The 14,379-nt window shown below is 45.9% G+C and carries 21 protein-coding genes; 8 read left to right on the forward strand and 13 right to left on the reverse strand.

Annotated features, from left to right (window positions below; genetic code table 11):
• Positions 1-85 precede the first annotated feature (85 nt).
• The 6 genes from DXE33_RS09275 to DXE33_RS09300 are packed head-to-tail and all read left to right on the forward strand — an operon-like array spanning position 86 to position 3,548.
• Positions 86-292, forward strand: a complete 207-nt coding sequence (locus DXE33_RS09275; RefSeq protein ID WP_114639610.1) for a hypothetical protein — start codon at positions 86-88, stop codon at positions 290-292.
• Between the two features lie 16 nt (positions 293-308).
• Complete coding sequence (locus tag DXE33_RS09280; protein ID WP_114639611.1) at positions 309-941, forward strand: hypothetical protein; 633 nt, start codon at positions 309-311, stop codon at positions 939-941.
• Positions 938-1,267 carry a hypothetical protein gene (locus DXE33_RS09285; RefSeq protein WP_114639612.1) on the forward strand — a complete coding sequence of 110 codons (330 nt, stop codon included), beginning with the start codon at positions 938-940 and terminating at the stop codon, positions 1,265-1,267. The genes DXE33_RS09280 and DXE33_RS09285 overlap by 4 nt, the downstream gene beginning before the upstream one ends.
• 30 nt (positions 1,268-1,297) lie before the next feature.
• The gene (locus tag DXE33_RS09290; RefSeq protein ID WP_114639794.1) at positions 1,298-1,792 is read left to right on the forward strand and encodes a GspH/FimT family pseudopilin; all 495 of its coding nucleotides are present in this window, start codon (positions 1,298-1,300) and stop codon (positions 1,790-1,792) included.
• A gap of 16 nt (positions 1,793-1,808) precedes the next feature.
• Complete coding sequence (gene ribD, locus DXE33_RS09295) at positions 1,809-2,921, forward strand: bifunctional diaminohydroxyphosphoribosylaminopyrimidine deaminase/5-amino-6-(5-phosphoribosylamino)uracil reductase RibD (protein ID WP_114639795.1); 1,113 nt, start codon at positions 1,809-1,811, stop codon at positions 2,919-2,921.
• Between the two features lie 9 nt (positions 2,922-2,930).
• A complete protein-coding gene (locus tag DXE33_RS09300; protein ID WP_114639613.1) occupies positions 2,931-3,548 on the forward strand; it encodes a riboflavin synthase in 618 nt (205 codons plus the stop codon).
• A 39-nt stretch (positions 3,549-3,587) separates the two neighbouring features.
• Here DXE33_RS09300 and queC read toward each other — a convergent pair whose 3' ends face one another.
• The 7 genes from queC to tolQ form a co-directional block, all read right to left on the reverse strand.
• Positions 3,588-4,331, reverse strand: coding sequence for a 7-cyano-7-deazaguanine synthase QueC (queC, locus tag DXE33_RS09305; protein ID WP_114639614.1), 744 nt, complete (start codon positions 4,329-4,331; stop codon positions 3,588-3,590).
• A 17-nt stretch (positions 4,332-4,348) separates the two neighbouring features.
• Positions 4,349-5,080 (reverse strand): tol-pal system protein YbgF, encoded by a 732-nt coding sequence (gene ybgF / locus DXE33_RS09310; RefSeq protein ID WP_114639615.1) that lies wholly within the window; start codon positions 5,078-5,080, stop codon positions 4,349-4,351.
• On the reverse strand, positions 5,081-5,587 hold the full coding sequence (gene pal / locus DXE33_RS09315) for a peptidoglycan-associated lipoprotein Pal (protein WP_114639616.1): 507 nt from the start codon (positions 5,585-5,587) through the stop codon (positions 5,081-5,083).
• Between the two features lie 113 nt (positions 5,588-5,700).
• Complete coding sequence (gene tolB / locus DXE33_RS09320) at positions 5,701-6,999, reverse strand: Tol-Pal system beta propeller repeat protein TolB (protein WP_231970465.1); 1,299 nt, start codon at positions 6,997-6,999, stop codon at positions 5,701-5,703.
• A 15-nt stretch (positions 7,000-7,014) separates the two neighbouring features.
• Positions 7,015-7,839 carry an energy transducer TonB gene (locus tag DXE33_RS09325; RefSeq protein WP_114639618.1) on the reverse strand — a complete coding sequence of 275 codons (825 nt, stop codon included), beginning with the start codon at positions 7,837-7,839 and terminating at the stop codon, positions 7,015-7,017.
• 25 nt (positions 7,840-7,864) lie between these two features.
• Positions 7,865-8,284, reverse strand: a complete 420-nt coding sequence (tolR, locus tag DXE33_RS09330) for a protein TolR (RefSeq protein ID WP_114639619.1) — start codon at positions 8,282-8,284, stop codon at positions 7,865-7,867.
• Between the two features lie 16 nt (positions 8,285-8,300).
• Positions 8,301-8,960 carry a protein TolQ gene (tolQ, locus tag DXE33_RS09335; protein WP_114639620.1) on the reverse strand — a complete coding sequence of 220 codons (660 nt, stop codon included), beginning with the start codon at positions 8,958-8,960 and terminating at the stop codon, positions 8,301-8,303.
• A gap of 76 nt (positions 8,961-9,036) precedes the next feature.
• Here tolQ and glyA point away from each other — a divergent pair, with 76 nt between their 5' ends.
• A complete protein-coding gene (gene glyA, locus DXE33_RS09340; protein ID WP_114639621.1) occupies positions 9,037-10,281 on the forward strand; it encodes a serine hydroxymethyltransferase in 1,245 nt (414 codons plus the stop codon).
• 23 nt (positions 10,282-10,304) lie between these two features.
• The gene (gene nrdR, locus DXE33_RS09345; RefSeq protein ID WP_114639622.1) at positions 10,305-10,751 is read left to right on the forward strand and encodes a transcriptional regulator NrdR; all 447 of its coding nucleotides are present in this window, start codon (positions 10,305-10,307) and stop codon (positions 10,749-10,751) included.
• Between the two features lie 11 nt (positions 10,752-10,762).
• On the opposite strand, the gene DXE33_RS09350 is transcribed toward nrdR, so the two are convergent.
• The 6 genes from DXE33_RS09350 to DXE33_RS09375 all read right to left on the reverse strand — a co-directional run bounded on the left by DXE33_RS09350 (position 10,763) and on the right by DXE33_RS09375 (position 14,343).
• Positions 10,763-11,080 (reverse strand): helix-turn-helix domain-containing protein, encoded by a 318-nt coding sequence (locus tag DXE33_RS09350; protein ID WP_114639623.1) that lies wholly within the window; start codon positions 11,078-11,080, stop codon positions 10,763-10,765.
• Positions 11,070-11,456 carry a type II toxin-antitoxin system RelE/ParE family toxin gene (locus DXE33_RS09355; protein WP_114639624.1) on the reverse strand — a complete coding sequence of 129 codons (387 nt, stop codon included), beginning with the start codon at positions 11,454-11,456 and terminating at the stop codon, positions 11,070-11,072. The genes DXE33_RS09350 and DXE33_RS09355 overlap by 11 nt, the downstream gene beginning before the upstream one ends.
• Positions 11,457-11,612: 156 nt before the next feature.
• The gene (locus tag DXE33_RS09360; RefSeq protein WP_114639625.1) at positions 11,613-12,581 is read right to left on the reverse strand and encodes a GDP-mannose 4,6-dehydratase; all 969 of its coding nucleotides are present in this window, start codon (positions 12,579-12,581) and stop codon (positions 11,613-11,615) included.
• 1 nt (position 12,582) lies between these two features.
• Positions 12,583-13,248, reverse strand: coding sequence for an adenylate kinase (gene adk, locus DXE33_RS09365; RefSeq protein WP_114639626.1), 666 nt, complete (start codon positions 13,246-13,248; stop codon positions 12,583-12,585).
• A gap of 117 nt (positions 13,249-13,365) precedes the next feature.
• The gene (gene kdsB, locus DXE33_RS09370; RefSeq protein WP_114639627.1) at positions 13,366-14,139 is read right to left on the reverse strand and encodes a 3-deoxy-manno-octulosonate cytidylyltransferase; all 774 of its coding nucleotides are present in this window, start codon (positions 14,137-14,139) and stop codon (positions 13,366-13,368) included.
• Between the two features lie 24 nt (positions 14,140-14,163).
• Positions 14,164-14,343, reverse strand: a complete 180-nt coding sequence (locus DXE33_RS09375; protein ID WP_114639628.1) for a Trm112 family protein — start codon at positions 14,341-14,343, stop codon at positions 14,164-14,166.
• Positions 14,344-14,379 lie beyond the last annotated feature (36 nt).

The raw sequence follows: 14,379 nt of genomic DNA on the forward strand, positions 1-14,379 counted from the left end.
ACTCTCACAGCAATATCCCGACTTTCTGACACAAGAGCCCTCAGAATCCTCTTTTGGCAAGAGTTCGAACTTGAAAAAATAGGTCATGCGCCCAAAACAGTCCAAGGGATTCATTTTGCTAGAGGCTTTAGTGGCCATGAGCCTGATTCTGGGTGCTTGGTTGGCTTCCGTAAATGTCTATCAAACGATTAGTCTGCGTTTTCTTGCCCAAGAAGCTAAGCAAGTGAATTTAAGGAAAGTTTTAGATGTTTATGAAACTCAAGAGCGTTTCCGGGTTTATCGGGGTCAATAGGAGTTTATAAGAACCCATGAGTCTTCTGGAGTGTTTCATCGGCATTGCTCTGTGCGGTATTTTGCTCGCCCCGCTATTGCAAACTAGTGCTCAGCTTGCGCATAAACAAATTGAATTTGAGAAAACCCAGCTAATGGTTTTTGAGGCAGAGCGTGCTCTTGAGTTAATTGGAAGAGCGATTCGGATAGCAGGCTATCGAAATATTAAATCTATGAAAAAAATCAATCAGTTAGATGGTGCCAATATGATCGTAGTTCAAAAGCGATCAGGATATCAAGGCTCTGATTCGCTCACGATCAGACATGAGTTGTCTGATGGAATAGATTTTGATTGCCTTGGAAATATTTTAAGTGCTGATCGTACGAAAAAAGACTTAGCGTTACAAGGCTTTATGGTTGATAGACAAGCAGGTCTTGCTAAAGGCGCACAGCCCAGGGGCGGTTCATTGATTTGTCAGTCCTTAGATCGTCAGGGGAGATTGCAAAACACTACTCTCATGAGTGGAGTTGGCCACCTGAATATTGAAGAGCTTGCTGGCGGACCAGCGGGGGCGCTGCAAAGGGTTTTTCGGGTTAAGTTAGAGATGACCGATGGCGCCAAGATTCACAAATCTGTGGAGCGAACCTTTAGCACCAGAAACCCCTCATGATTCTAGCCTGGGTGATTTCTTTGCTACTGCTGTGCTCATCATTGCTGCTGTATTTAGAGCGAACTACAGCACTTCGTATATTTGAGCTTGCGACTATTGAGGCCTCACAGAAAAACTTGATGGCTGCCGAGCAATCAGTCATTGAATGTGAGAAAAACCTGACAAATTTATCAGCAATCAAGGTGAATGATTGTTTTATTGAGTCTCTAGGAAAAAACTATTGGTGTATTACAAGCAAGCAAACGCCTGCTATTGAAATTCATGTGGTGGTGGATGAAAAAATGAATATGGTGACTCGCTTAAATTGGCGTCAAGCATTTGAGTAATGAATATTGCAGACAGATACCCAAAAGGGCATGAGTCTTTTAGAGATGATGGCAGTAGTTTTCATGGTCACCATCATGGTGACCATGACGATGCCACTTCTGCAAGAGCAGATTGCTATCCGTGAAATCAATACTATTGCAAGGCGCTTCACTGCGCATGCGCACTTTGCACGAGGGCAGGCAATACATCTTGGCCAATCTACGCGGATTATGCCGCGTCTTCAAGATTCATGGGATCAAGGTTGGGTTGTCGCCACTAAAGACAAGGTTTGGCTCACACAGGGTTCTATCGAACCCGTCTTTTTTAGGGGTGGAGGCAGGCATTTTGTTGACCCCCACTCAGGTAAATCTGGCATTGGATTTAACGCCGCTGGGGCAGCTAAGACCGCTCAAGGTGGTTTTGTCGCAAACCGCCTGATCTTGCGCCATCGCCGTAGCGACAACCTAGAGCGGCAGTTGATTTTGAGTAGTGGTGGGCGCTGGCGCATCTGCGATCCAGCAAGAGATGTCAAGAATTGCCATTGAATGGTTTAATAGACCCATGTACAGCGCAGTTGATCACCAATGGATGGGCGAGGCAATAGACCAAGCTCACAAGGCCCTCTATTTAGCTAATCCCAATCCACGGGTAGGTTGCGTCATCGTCAAAGATGGACAAGTGATTGGCCGTGGATTTACTCAACAAGTGGGCGGACCTCATGCAGAGATTCAAGCGCTATCAGATGTAAAAGCCAGTGGTAAGGATGCTGTAGGCTCAATTGTTTACGTTACCTTAGAGCCTTGTAATCACACTGGTCGTACACCCCCTTGCGTGGATGCATTGATTGCGGCTAGACCTGCAAAAGTGATTGCTGCAATGTCTGATCCCAATCCCTTAGTTTGTGGAAAAGGGTTGGAAAGATTAAAGGCCGCGGGCATTGAGGTGCAATGTGGTTTGATGGAAGTAGAAGCTACTGCATTAAATCGAGGATTTATTTCCAGAATGACGCGTGGCTTGCCATGGGTGCGCATGAAGATCGCTGCAAGTCTCGATGGAAAAACAGCTTTGCCAAACGGACAGAGTCAATGGATCACAGGACCTTTGGCAAGAGCTGATGGTCATCACTGGCGCGCGCAAGCCTGTGCCATTGTGACAGGTGTGGGCACGGTTAAAGAGGATGATCCTTTGTTGAACGTCAGAGAGGTACAGACACAGCGGCAGCCTTGGAAAATCATTATCGATTCTAAATTGGAGACACCGCTTACAGCTCAAATTCTCAAACATATTGATCAGTCTGGCGTCATTATTGTTTGCGCCAAGATCGCTCATTCTGAGCTGCAAGAAAAAGCGCGTACTCTCCAAGCGATGGGGGTTGAGGTAATTGAAATGCCTAACCCTTCTGGAAAAGTAGATCTACCCGAATTATTCTCTTATCTTGCAAAAGATCGTCAGATGAATGAGATTCATATTGAGTCTGGCTTTAAGCTCAATGGATCGATGCTCAGAGAGCATTGTGTTGATGAGCTACTGTTGTATTACGCTCCTTTTATGATCGGTGTTGGTATTGGGATGGCCAATGTGGACCTTGCAACATTGTCTGAGCGCCAAGACTGGCAGATCATTGATCAGAGTCTGATTGGGGCTGATTTAAGGCTGCGTCTGATAAAGAACTAAAATTACTCAATGTTTACCGGAATCATTACTGCCATTGGTCAAATCACAAGTGTTCAAGCTATGGGCGATGGCATGCATTTAATTGTGGAAGTGCCCGTCGGTTACTTGGATGATGTTGCTTTGGGTGACAGTATTGCTATTCAGGGTGCTTGCATGACAGCCACTCAATTTGAAGGTAATACCTTCGCTTTGGATATCTCTCGTGAATCTTTGAATAAAACAGTGGGCTTAGACAAGGTGGGCCCAGTCAATTTAGAAAAAGCCTTGCGTCTTAATGATCGTCTTGGCGGACATTTAGTCAGTGGGCATGTAGATGGCGTTGGTAAGGTGGCGCACTTTGCGCGGGTGGCTCAAGACGATTATGGTTCTTGGTTATTGCGCATTGAGGCGCCTAAAGAGCTTGCTCCATTTTTGGCTTACAAAGGCTCCATTGTGGTTAACGGTGTATCGCTGACAGTCAATCAAACAGAGGATAGGGCAAGCACTTGTATTGTGGATATCAACATTATTCCGCATACATTAGAAAATACTACTTTGGGCAAGCTAAAGCAGGGTGATGCGGTGAATTTAGAGATTGATTTGATTGCACGCTACGTGGCGCGCATGCTTGAGACTCAAGCGAAATAAACCATTTCGCTATAAAGAAGAAGTGTTTATTTATTTCGCTTACTTGCTTTTGCGGTAGCGAGTAGGGTCGGCGACATTGGCTTGCGCAAAGCCAGCCTGACGTAAGCGGCAAGATTCACATTGGCCACAAGCTTCGCCTAAATCATTAGCTTGATAGCAGGAAACTGTTTGAGAGTAATCAACGCCGAGCGTGCTGCCAAGTTGAATGATCTGAGCTTTAGTCAGGTTAATGATCGGAGCATGCACCCGAAAGCGATTTTCATTATTAGTTGCTTCTACGCTAGCCTTAGTGGCTAAGTTAGCCATAGCTTCAAAAGAAGCAACATACTCTGGACGACAGTCTGGATAGCCTGAGTAGTCAACCGAATTGGCGCCATAGAAAACGTCTAATCCACCAAGAGCTTCTGCCCAACCCAGGGCGAGTGATAACAAAATGGTATTGCGTGCAGGCACATAGGTCACTGGAATTTCTTGATCCTTGCCTGGTGCTGTCGGAACAGCAATAGAAGAATCAGTCAGAGCAGACCCACCAAAACGGGTTAAATCGAGATTCACTACTTCATGTCTTGCAACACCAATTTGCTTGGCAATATGTTTTGCTGCAGCTAGTTCGGATGAATGTCTTTGTCCGTAGCCTACTGAGAGGGCATAAGGCGTATAGCCTAAGTCTTTTGCCAGGGCAAGCACAGTAGTGGAATCTAATCCACCAGAAAACAGAATGACGGCTGGGGCGCCGGATTTGCGTGGAGCAAGATTCTCAAATGCAGCTGTCAGCGTTGACATGGAATAATTGAAAGAAATTACTTTGTCGCAGCAAGTAACTGCTGCGCATCTTTTGCTGCATCGGTATCAGGATATTTAGCAATAATCTCACTAAATGTTTTCTTAGCTGCTGCCTTATTGCCGCTTTCCAGCTGCGAGTTACCTAAGGTCACCATTGCCGCTGGAATGCGTGGATGAGTTGGGAATCGTTTAATGAGGCTTTGCAATTGACTAATAGCGCCAGCATATTCCTTGTTGGCATACTTGCTGTTACCACTCCAATAGAGCGCAAGCGGTAAGTAAGGGCTCTTAGGATATTTGGCGACAAATGCAGAAAAACTGTCGTCTGCCTTTTTCAGATTACCCGCTTGAAATGCTTTGAGCGCATCGTCGTATGCTTTTTTCTCACTTGGTTGAACGATGCCGCTCACGCCTTCGATGGTCACAGTGCGGGGTTCAAAATTGCCTAAACGAGTATCGAGATCTTGATAGTAAGTTTTTTGGCTGTTATTGATATCCTCGCTTTGCTTCTCGAGATCTTCAATTTTGCCGCGCAACTCAGCATTGTCTGCCTTGAGTTTATCAATCTGGCTTTGCATCTCTAGCTGTGTAGTGGCTAGGCTTTTACGCAGGTCAAGAATAGCTTTGCGAGCTTCGTCGTCAGAAAATAGTGCCCAAGCGCTATTAGATGCACCTAGACATACGACGGCTACACTTAAACAAAACGCTCGTGAGAGCGTTTGTTTGATAGCATGAACTGAAGAGCTCATTTAATTAGTGATGTAAACAATGTCAGCGCGGCGATTTTCTGCCCAAGCAGCTTCGTTATCGCCTTCAGCTTTTGGCTTTTCTTTACCAAAGCTCACTGCTTCCATTTGGTCATCAGAAACACCCATCAAGTTCAATGATTTACGAACGGCATCTGAACGGCGTTGACCCAATGCCAAGTTGTACTCGGCTGTGCCACGATCATCGGTACTGCCTTGAATGATGATTTTTTGTTTTGGATTGGCTTTTAAGTAGCTTGCATGAGCAGACAACATTTTTTGGTACTTCGTCTGAACGGTGTATTCATCAAAACCAAAATAAACACTCTTCTCAAATAAAGGGCTCTTAGGATCATTCCAAGGTTGCGCACTAAAGTTTCCGTTATCGCTGCCACTACCGTTTGCGCCATCTACATCGTCTAATTTAACGCTAGAGCAGGCTGCCATCAAAAATGCTGCTGTTCCAATAATTGCCAGGGTAGCAACACGGCGTGCAATAGAAACTGTCATGATTTTTCCTTTTCCTACAAACTAAATAAGATGCCCACAAAGTTTGAGCCAATGACTAATATTATGCCCTCAAGAATAAGAAAAGTGCTTCTTTTAGCCCTGAAAATGGGCATTTAGTCCATAAAAGGACCCCAGGAGGGCTGACGGACATCTGACCCCGGGATGCTTAATACTTGCTTAGAGTTGCCATCCACTGACACGGCTGCCAATACTCGCTTGCCATTAACCTTTGTTGAATAAAGGACATAACGACCATTCGCCGCAAATGAGGGAGACTCATCACTGCTGCCATCTGTAAGAGCCTGTGCATCCCCAGTGGCTAAATTGAGAATATAAAGTCGATACGCTCCGCCAACATTGGCGATGTAGGCTAAATATTTTCCGTCAGGTGAGATACGCGGTGATGTCACAAAACCTTGCTTGAAGGTCACTCGCTTAGCGCCTTCAGCCTGCTCACCTTCAGCGCTCATGCGATAGATTTGCGGATTGCCACCGCGATCGCTCGTGAAATAAATATAGCGACCATCAGCAGAGTACTGGGGTTCAGTATCAATCGTGCTGCCACGAGTCAGGCGATGTAATCCAGAGCCATCTGCATTAATACCGTAAATTTGTGTATTACCGTCTTTCGATAAAGAGATCGCTAGTTTTTTACCATCAGGCGACCATGCGGGCGCGCTGTTGTTTCCCTTTTGATTGGACAGGGAGATGCGACGGCCTGTTGCGAGCTCGTGAACATAAATCACCGGCTTGCGATCCTCAAAAGAAACATATGCTACTTTCTTGCCATCAGGAGACCAGGATGGAGAAATGATAGGCTCACTACTATTCATGGCATTGCGAATGTTTTGACCATCAGCATCCGAGATGACTAGGCGATAGCGTTTTCCATCTTTGATGACATAAGACAGACGGGTAGAAAATACGCCACGCTCACCCAGTAGCTTAAAGATAATGTCGTCTGCAATTTTGTGGGCGGCGGAGCGCAAATTATCGACGCTTGAGTCGAGCTTTAAGCCGCCAAGACTGAGCGATTTACGAATGTCAAACAGCTTGTAATGAATTTCATATTGGGCGTTGCCGGTTTGAATTACCGAGCCGACAACCAAGGCATCAGCTCCACGTGCTGCCCAGGATTTGTAATTGGGAGTGCCATCGTCACTCTCAACGGCGTTACCATTTTCAGTATTCTTAAAGTAACCACTTCGTGCTAGGTCTTGACGAATAATTTCTGAAATGCTGGTTGGTAATTTACTTTCATCTTTAAAGCGCATTACTGCGATCGGGTAGAGTGATTGACCAACGCCGGTAATTTCAATATTCATCTGGGCTAAGGCAGGGTTTGCAGAAACCACGAGTAGCGCAAATCCGATTGCGCTTGATAGGATTGATTTGAAAAGATGCTTTTTCATCAACTGCAACATGCATTAGTCCTTGGGTTTAAAAGTCAACTTCACTTCGCGTTGTGGAATTTTGCCATTGTCGTCTTTTGGCAGACTCTCTGCACGAGAGAGTGCTAGAAGGACGGCGCGATCCCACCCCGTATTGCCACTAGAAGTTTGAATACTGGTACTCAAAATAGCTCCATCAGGCGCGAGTGTCACCAAGACAACTGCCGCTGGGTTACCGCTGATGGATTCTGGGTTATAGACAATGAAAGGTTTGACTTTCTTAATGACTTTATCGGTCCAGCCAGGAGGAGCATTGCCACCACCGCCAACACCACTACCGACTGTACCGCCACGACCACCTTCGGCGCCAGCTGCTGCACGCAATCTAGCTAATTGATCAGCGCGCACTTTTTCAGCCGCAGCGTTGGCTTTGGTTTCTGCAGGTGAGAGAGCTTTTGGTGGCTCTACTTTTTTAGCTTCTTCCTTCTTTGGCTTTTCTTTTTCTTTTGGCGGAGGGGTTTGTGTTTTTGGTTTTTCTTTCACCACTTCTTTTTTAGGCGGTTCTTTTTCAAGCTTCTTTTCCTTGACGGCAATATCAGCTGCCTCTTCTTTGATAATGGTTTTGACTTCAGGCTCTGGAGGGGTCTGAATTTGTGGTGTCGAATCCCATAGCTCTACTTCAACACCTGCAGGAGTACTATTATTCCAACTAATGCCAATCATTAAAAATGCTAACAAACCTAAGTGGGCAATGAGTGAGAACGTAAATGCGCGTTTAGTGCTCTCCTGCTTGGAGAGCTGATTTTGTCGACCCCGTTTAAAAGGCGAGAGCGGTGATGGGTAAGAAGTCGCGCTATTCATGAATCAATACAAAAGCTAAGCAGCCTTATTGGCTCTTGACTGCAAGGCCTACACGTTTAACACCGTTTTCTTTGAGCTTAGACATCACATTCATGACGGTCTCATATTTAATGGACTTATCTGCTGCCAATACGATGGGTTGATCAGCAGATTTTTCTGCTTGTGATCTGGCAAAGGCACCCAGCTCAAAGGGGTTGAGTTTTTGCACTGGCTCACCATCTTTTCTGACAATGATGTTTTCATCGGCATCAATGGTTAAGAACACTGGCGGAAGTGCTTGTACTTTAGCGCCGCCAACGGTTGGTAGATTCACAACCCCAGGATTGACCATCGGCGCGGTGACCATAAAGATCACGAGCAAGACCAACATCACATCGATGTAAGGTACTACGTTGATGTCGGCCATTGCCCGACGTTTTGATTTTCGAAGTGGAGATGCGGCCATAACTTAGGGGATCCGATCAGCGTCCAGCACTTTGGCGTTGCAAAATATTCGTGAACTCTTCAATAAAAGTTTCAAAACGAATGGCTAAGCGATCCACATCAGTTGCTGCGCGGTTGTAAGCAACCACTGCTGGAATTGCAGCAAACAAACCAATGGCTGTCGCGATCAAGGCTTCTGCAATGCCAGGAGCCACAGCTGAGAGGGTGGCGTTTTGGACGTTTGCCAAACCCCGGAAGGAATGCATGATCCCCCATACGGTGCCAAATAGGCCAATGTAGGGTGAAACTGAACCGACGGATGCTAGGAACGGTAGGTTTGCCTCTAAGCCGTCCATTTCCCTATGATAAGTCGCTTTCATGGCCCTTCGAGCGGCATCGATTTCACGCACTTTCAAGAACTCTTGCATCCCGGCTTCAAAGATGTGTTCTAGAACGGCATCGCTACGGGTATTACGGTGTGCAGCTTCTAAAAGGGTGTTCAGAGGTCCTCCGCCTGCCCAAAAGTCGCGCTCAAAACGCTCTGTATCCTGTCTAACCCCCCTTAAAACAGCCGTTTTTTTGAAAATAATGGTCCAGGAGGCGATGGACATGCCCAGCAATAACAGCATTACCAACTGCACTAATAGGCTGGCATTGAGGACTAGGGAGAGGAAGGAGAGATCTTGTGTGGTGGTCATGGTGGATTTTGTATGATGTAGGTTGATTTTACTAAGTTAATCTCCTTAGTAATCCAACTTTTTCAGGATTATTGCCATGTTTGACCGTCAGAACACTTTAGCCAAAACCGATCCCCAATTATGGGAAGCCATTCAGAATGAAAACCAGCGTCAAGAAGACCATATTGAGCTGATTGCTTCTGAGAACTACACCTCACCAGCAGTGATGGCTGCCCAAGGTTCTCAGTTAACCAATAAGTATGCTGAAGGTTATCCAGGTAAGCGTTACTACGGTGGTTGTGAATTTGTCGACGTGGCTGAGCAATTGGCGATTGATCGCGTCAAAGCACTGTTTGGTGCTGAGGCTGCAAACGTGCAACCCCATTGCGGCGCTTCTGCCAACCAAGCGGTTTTCTTGGCCTTCTTAAAGCCAGGCGATACCTTTATGGGAATGAGCTTAGCAGAAGGCGGTCACTTAACGCACGGCATGGCATTGAACATGAGTGGTAAGTGGTTCAATCCAATTGCCTATGGTTTAGATAAGAACGAAGAAATTGATTACGAGCAAATGGAGCGTTTAGCTCGTGAGCACAAGCCAAAATTGATCATTGCTGGTGCATCTGCATACTCCAAGAAAATTGACTTTGAGCGTATTGGTAAATTAGCCAAGGAAGTGGGCGCGATTTTTATGGTGGATATGGCTCACTATGCAGGCCTGGTTGCTGCTGGTGTTTATCCAAATCCAGTGCCCCATGCTGACATCGTGACATCGACAACTCACAAGAGCTTGCGTGGCCCTCGTGGCGGCATCATTTTGATGAAGGCGGAGCATGAGAAAGCGATTAACTCTGCAGTCTTCCCAGGCTTACAGGGTGGTCCTTTAATGCATGTAATCGCTGCTAAGGCGGTAGCGTTCAAAGAAGCTGCAGAACCTGGTTTTAAAGAGTATCAAAAACAAGTAGTAGCCAATGCAAAGGCATTAGCAGAGACTTTAATCTCACGTGGTTTGCGCATTGTTTCTGGTGGTACTGATTCGCACGTGATGTTGGTAGATTTACGTGCCAAGAAAATGACCGGTAAAGAGGCTGAGCGTGTTTTAGGTGAAGCCCACATCACTTGTAACAAAAACGGTATCCCGAACGATCCTGAAAAACCAATGGTGACCAGCGGCATTCGTTTGGGTTCACCAGCAATGACGACACGTGGTTTTAAAGAGGCTGAAGCAAGGCAAGTGGGTAATTTCATTGCAGACGTTTTGGATAATCCAAATGATGCAGACAATATCGCTAAGGTTCGCGCACAAGTTGCTGAGCTCACTAAGCGCTTCCCAGTTTATGGCTAAGCCAATCTAGAAAAGAGCCCACATTGCGCTGCCCTTTTTGTCATAACGACGATACCCAGGTTCTAGATACTCGGGTATCGGATGAGGGCGATACCATTCGTCGCCGCCGCCGATGTGCCAAATGCGATAAGCGTTTTACTACGTATGAACGGGTAGAGCTCGTACTCCCAGCCATTGTGAAAAAGAATGGCAGTCGTGTGGAATATAGCCATGACAAATTGGCTAGTTCAATCAAGTTGGCTTTACGTAAACGCCCTGTATCTTCTGATTCAGTAGATGAATCCATTGGACGTATTGAAGAAAAACTCCTCAGCCTAGGCGAGAAAGAGATTCCTAGCGAGCGCGTTGGCGAGTTGGTCATGCGCGAGCTCAAGCGCTTGGATAAGGTGGCCTATATTCGCTTTGCATCGGTGTACCGCAGCTTTGCGGATATTGAATCCTTTGAGAGCGCTCTTAAAGAGTTGAAGTAGTTGTAAGCCCTCTAGAGCACAACTTCCAAACCCTTTTTCTCAATCAATGAAAGAAGCTTTAGGGATGTTCCGCTAGGGCTCTTGTCACCAGCCTCCCACTTTTGTACCGTTGATAAGCTTGTATTGATAGTGAGTGCAAAAACTGCTTGACTAAGATGGTTCTTAGCCCTCAAGCGTTTAATACGCGTAGGTGTCATTGGTGGCACGTCCAAATTTTGCAAGGCCTGGAACTCATCCATGCTTTTTTTAGTGATGATGCCTGACCGATGAAGGCCAGACATTGTCTCCTTCATTTCCTGAATAATGCGACTGTTTTTATTATGTTTCATCGGCCATTAACTCCTTTAATTCATTTGCATTAATTGCAATCTCAATTTCTCTTTCTTTTAAATCTAACAATCTTTTTGCTACTTCCTGCAAATATAGCAACTCCTCTTTACTTACATTTGATTTCTCATTTTTTGCAAACCCATATATGAAAAACCAGCGACTCATCAATTGAGTCGCAACAATGATTCGTGCACCTGACCTTTTGCCCGAGCCCGACATGCCAATCCGTTTTTTATAAACATGACATCCAAGATCAGCTTCAATCAAACCCATTGACATCTCTTGAGTTGCCGTCAAAAGATCTTGTTTTTGAACACCATTCTTCTTCATCCACTTTGCAAAAGATTTGGTTTTAAAGACACGTTTTTTGAGCATGCAAAACTATACCACTGAGTGGTATAGATAATATTACCCCAGAACTCGATAATGGAAAAGGGTCATAAATGGCTGTGCCACATAAACCAGTAATTTGAGGGGGTGAAGACTAGAAGAGCAGGACCGAGATCCTGGGTGAAGAAGCATTGAGAATGCTTAGTACTTAATTGATTTAGCCTTTTCGGCGCACATCATCTTAATCACGCCATCCACATCAGTAGGTTTTTCCCAACCTAAAGTTTTAATGGCTTTTTCTGGATTACCTACGCTACTAACAATTTCATTGGGACGGAAGAAGCTCTTCTCAATCTCAACATACTTTTGCCAATCGAGATCAAAGTACTCAAAAGATTTTTGTACAAAGTATTTGAGAGACTCTTGTCTGCCAGTCGCAATGACAAAATCATCTGGTTTATCCAGTTGCATCATGAGCCACATCGCCTTGACATACTCTGGTGCCCAGCCCCAGTCGCGAGAAATATCTAAATTACCCAACTGCAACTTGTCGAGTTGACCCGCTTTGATCTTGGCGGCGCCAGCAATAATCTTTTGCGTGACAAAACGCTCTGGACGCAGTGGTGATTCGTGATTAAACAAAATACCAGTACAGGCATATAAGCCATAAGACTCGCGGTAACTATTAATGAGCCACTTCGCGGTCGATTTAGCAACAGCATAGGGGCTACGTGGTGCAAAAGGAGTTTGTTCATTGGCAGGTGTGTTGCCAGTGTCACCAAAGCATTCGCTGGAGCCCGCATTATAAAAACGCACTGGCTTATTCAGTAAGCGAATGACTTCTAAAATATTCAGGGTGCCAATCGCAATACTCTCAATAGCCTCCACCGGCTGATCAAACGATAGTCCTACTGAAGTTTGACCAGCAAGGTTGTAGATTTCGTCGGGTTCGCTTGCTGAAATGGCATTAAAGACACTTCTAAAGTCATTGATCGATACTGATATCAGTTTGACTTGCGCGCGAATGCCTAGGGTATTGAGATTGTGAAATGAAGAAGCCATCACATCGCGTGACGAGCCAGTGACCTCGTAGCCTTGAGACAGAAGGTGCTTCGCTAGGTAAGCACCATCTTGTCCGGTAATGCCGATGATTAAGGCTTTTTTTGCCAATTTACTTCAGAGCAGCAAAGATCGATGCGGTGATGTCATCAACACTACCGGTGCCGCTTACTTTGCGATAAGCAGGCGCTTTTACTTTGTCTGTTGGGCTAGCTTGCGCAGCCCATGATGAGTAGTAATCTACGAGTGGACGGGTTTGATCGTCATAGACTTGCAAACGCTTGCGTACGGTTTCCTCTTTATCGTCATCACGCTGAATTAATTCCTCACCAGTGACGTCGTCTTTGCCTTCAACCTTGGGTGGATTAAATTTAATGTGATACGTACGGTCTGATGCGGGATGTACGCGACGACCGCCCATACGATCAATGATTGCATCAAAGGGAACGTCGATTTCCAAAACATAATCAATTGGAACGCCAGCATCCTTCATGGCTTGCGCTTGAGGAATGGTTCTTGGGAAGCCGTCAAATAAGTAACCTTTGCTGCAATCCGGTTGGGTTAAGCGATCTTTAACTAAGCCAATGATGATGTCGTCGGAAACAAGGCCGCCCGCATCCATAATTTTTTTAGCAGCAACGCCCAGTTCGGTTCCAGCTTTCACTGCAGCGCGCAACATATCGCCCGTAGAGATTTGTGGAATGCCAAATTTTTCGCAAATAAACTGAGCTTGTGTGCCTTTTCCAGCACCAGGTGCACCGAGCAGAATCAACCGCATTGTTTTTCCCCTTAGAAGATCTGACATTGTCCCGTATTTCGTCGGGATCACTTGCCTCTTTTGCTTAGGATTATCCCCGAGAAATGTATGCCACCCTCAAAAATATTTTGGCCTTTGCTAGCTGCCGCCCAGTAGGCCTCTAATTCGTTCCAGATCCTCGGGGGTGTCAACCCCAGCAGGGGGTGTCTCTGGGGCGGTATAAACGGCAATTTTGTAACCATTCCACAGGGCGCGCAGTTGCTCAAGTGCCTCAGCTTGTTCGGGCGGAGCTGGAAGGAGGCGTGCGTAGGCCTGTAAAAAGTCTGCCCGATAGGCATAAATGCCTAAGTGACGTAAATGCTCGATTTGATCAGTATTTTTTGCATCTCTGACAAAGGGGATGGGGGCTCTTGAAAAGTACAGCGCTTCCCCATGGCGATTGAGGACCACTTTGACAGCATTGGGATTGTTGATTTCGGCGGCATCATCGATCGGAACTGCTACTGTAGAGATCGCACAATCAGCATGATCTGCTAATGTTTTCGCAACTTGATTAATCAATTCTGGCGGAATGAGCGGCTCATCGCCTTGCACATTGACTATGAGAGCATTATCTGGAAGCTTTAGCAAACTAGCGACTTCTGCAAGGCGATCAGTACCAGTGGGGTGATCGGGGCTGGTGAGTAAACAATCAATATGGTGCTCCTTGCAGACTGCCAAAATCTCGGGAAAATCTGTAGCGACCACTACACTTTGAGCTTGTGATTTTTTTGCCTGTATAGCGACCTGCACCACCATCGGTTTGCCAGCAATATTAGCTAGTGGTTTGCGTGGTAACCGCGTAGATCCCAGTCGTGCAGGAATGACTACTAAAAAATCTGGAGCCAAGTTGGCCGAAGAAGAGTTGCTCATTGTGAAATGATGTTGAAAGTGAGGCTAGAGCACTTCATCTGCGCTGAGGCTACGCGCCTCTTCAACTAGCATCACCGGAACATCATCGCGTATGGGGTAGGCTAAGCGATCGGCTTTACAAATCAGCTCATGCCTATTTGCATCCAGATGCAATTGGCTTTTGCACAAAGGGCAAGCCAAAATATCGAGTAGACGTTTATCCATGATGTTGTGTATTCAATCGGTTGAACTGTATTGTTA

This window comes from Polynucleobacter necessarius (assembly GCF_900096765.1).
In the GTDB taxonomy this organism is placed as follows: domain Bacteria; phylum Pseudomonadota; class Gammaproteobacteria; order Burkholderiales; family Burkholderiaceae; genus Polynucleobacter; species Polynucleobacter necessarius_F.

What these genes read in the sequence shown, in the direction of transcription:
- DXE33_RS09275 (WP_114639610.1), top strand. Translation starts at nt 86, where the DNA reads ATGCGCCCAAAACAGTCCAAGGGATTCATTTTGCTAGAGGCTTTAGTG.
- DXE33_RS09280 (WP_114639611.1), top strand. Translation starts at nt 309, where the DNA reads ATGAGTCTTCTGGAGTGTTTCATCGGCATTGCTCTGTGCGGTATTTTG.
- DXE33_RS09285 (WP_114639612.1), top strand. Translation starts at nt 938, where the DNA reads ATGATTCTAGCCTGGGTGATTTCTTTGCTACTGCTGTGCTCATCATTG.
- DXE33_RS09290 (WP_114639794.1), top strand. Translation starts at nt 1,298, where the DNA reads ATGAGTCTTTTAGAGATGATGGCAGTAGTTTTCATGGTCACCATCATG.
- ribD (WP_114639795.1), top strand. Translation starts at nt 1,809, where the DNA reads ATGTACAGCGCAGTTGATCACCAATGGATGGGCGAGGCAATAGACCAA.
- DXE33_RS09300 (WP_114639613.1), top strand. Translation starts at nt 2,931, where the DNA reads ATGTTTACCGGAATCATTACTGCCATTGGTCAAATCACAAGTGTTCAA.
- queC (WP_114639614.1), bottom strand. Translation starts at nt 4,331, where the DNA reads ATGTCAACGCTGACAGCTGCATTTGAGAATCTTGCTCCACGCAAATCC.
- ybgF (WP_114639615.1), bottom strand. Translation starts at nt 5,080, where the DNA reads ATGAGCTCTTCAGTTCATGCTATCAAACAAACGCTCTCACGAGCGTTT.
- pal (WP_114639616.1), bottom strand. Translation starts at nt 5,587, where the DNA reads ATGACAGTTTCTATTGCACGCCGTGTTGCTACCCTGGCAATTATTGGA.
- tolB (WP_231970465.1), bottom strand. Translation starts at nt 6,999, where the DNA reads ATGAAAAAGCATCTTTTCAAATCAATCCTATCAAGCGCAATCGGATTT.
- DXE33_RS09325 (WP_114639618.1), bottom strand. Translation starts at nt 7,839, where the DNA reads ATGAATAGCGCGACTTCTTACCCATCACCGCTCTCGCCTTTTAAACGG.
- tolR (WP_114639619.1), bottom strand. Translation starts at nt 8,284, where the DNA reads ATGGCCGCATCTCCACTTCGAAAATCAAAACGTCGGGCAATGGCCGAC.
- tolQ (WP_114639620.1), bottom strand. Translation starts at nt 8,960, where the DNA reads ATGACCACCACACAAGATCTCTCCTTCCTCTCCCTAGTCCTCAATGCC.
- glyA (WP_114639621.1), top strand. Translation starts at nt 9,037, where the DNA reads ATGTTTGACCGTCAGAACACTTTAGCCAAAACCGATCCCCAATTATGG.
- DXE33_RS09350 (WP_114639623.1), bottom strand. Translation starts at nt 11,080, where the DNA reads ATGAAACATAATAAAAACAGTCGCATTATTCAGGAAATGAAGGAGACA.
- DXE33_RS09355 (WP_114639624.1), bottom strand. Translation starts at nt 11,456, where the DNA reads ATGCTCAAAAAACGTGTCTTTAAAACCAAATCTTTTGCAAAGTGGATG.
- adk (WP_114639626.1), bottom strand. Translation starts at nt 13,248, where the DNA reads ATGCGGTTGATTCTGCTCGGTGCACCTGGTGCTGGAAAAGGCACACAA.
- kdsB (WP_114639627.1), bottom strand. Translation starts at nt 14,139, where the DNA reads ATGAGCAACTCTTCTTCGGCCAACTTGGCTCCAGATTTTTTAGTAGTC.
- DXE33_RS09375 (WP_114639628.1), bottom strand. Translation starts at nt 14,343, where the DNA reads ATGGATAAACGTCTACTCGATATTTTGGCTTGCCCTTTGTGCAAAAGC.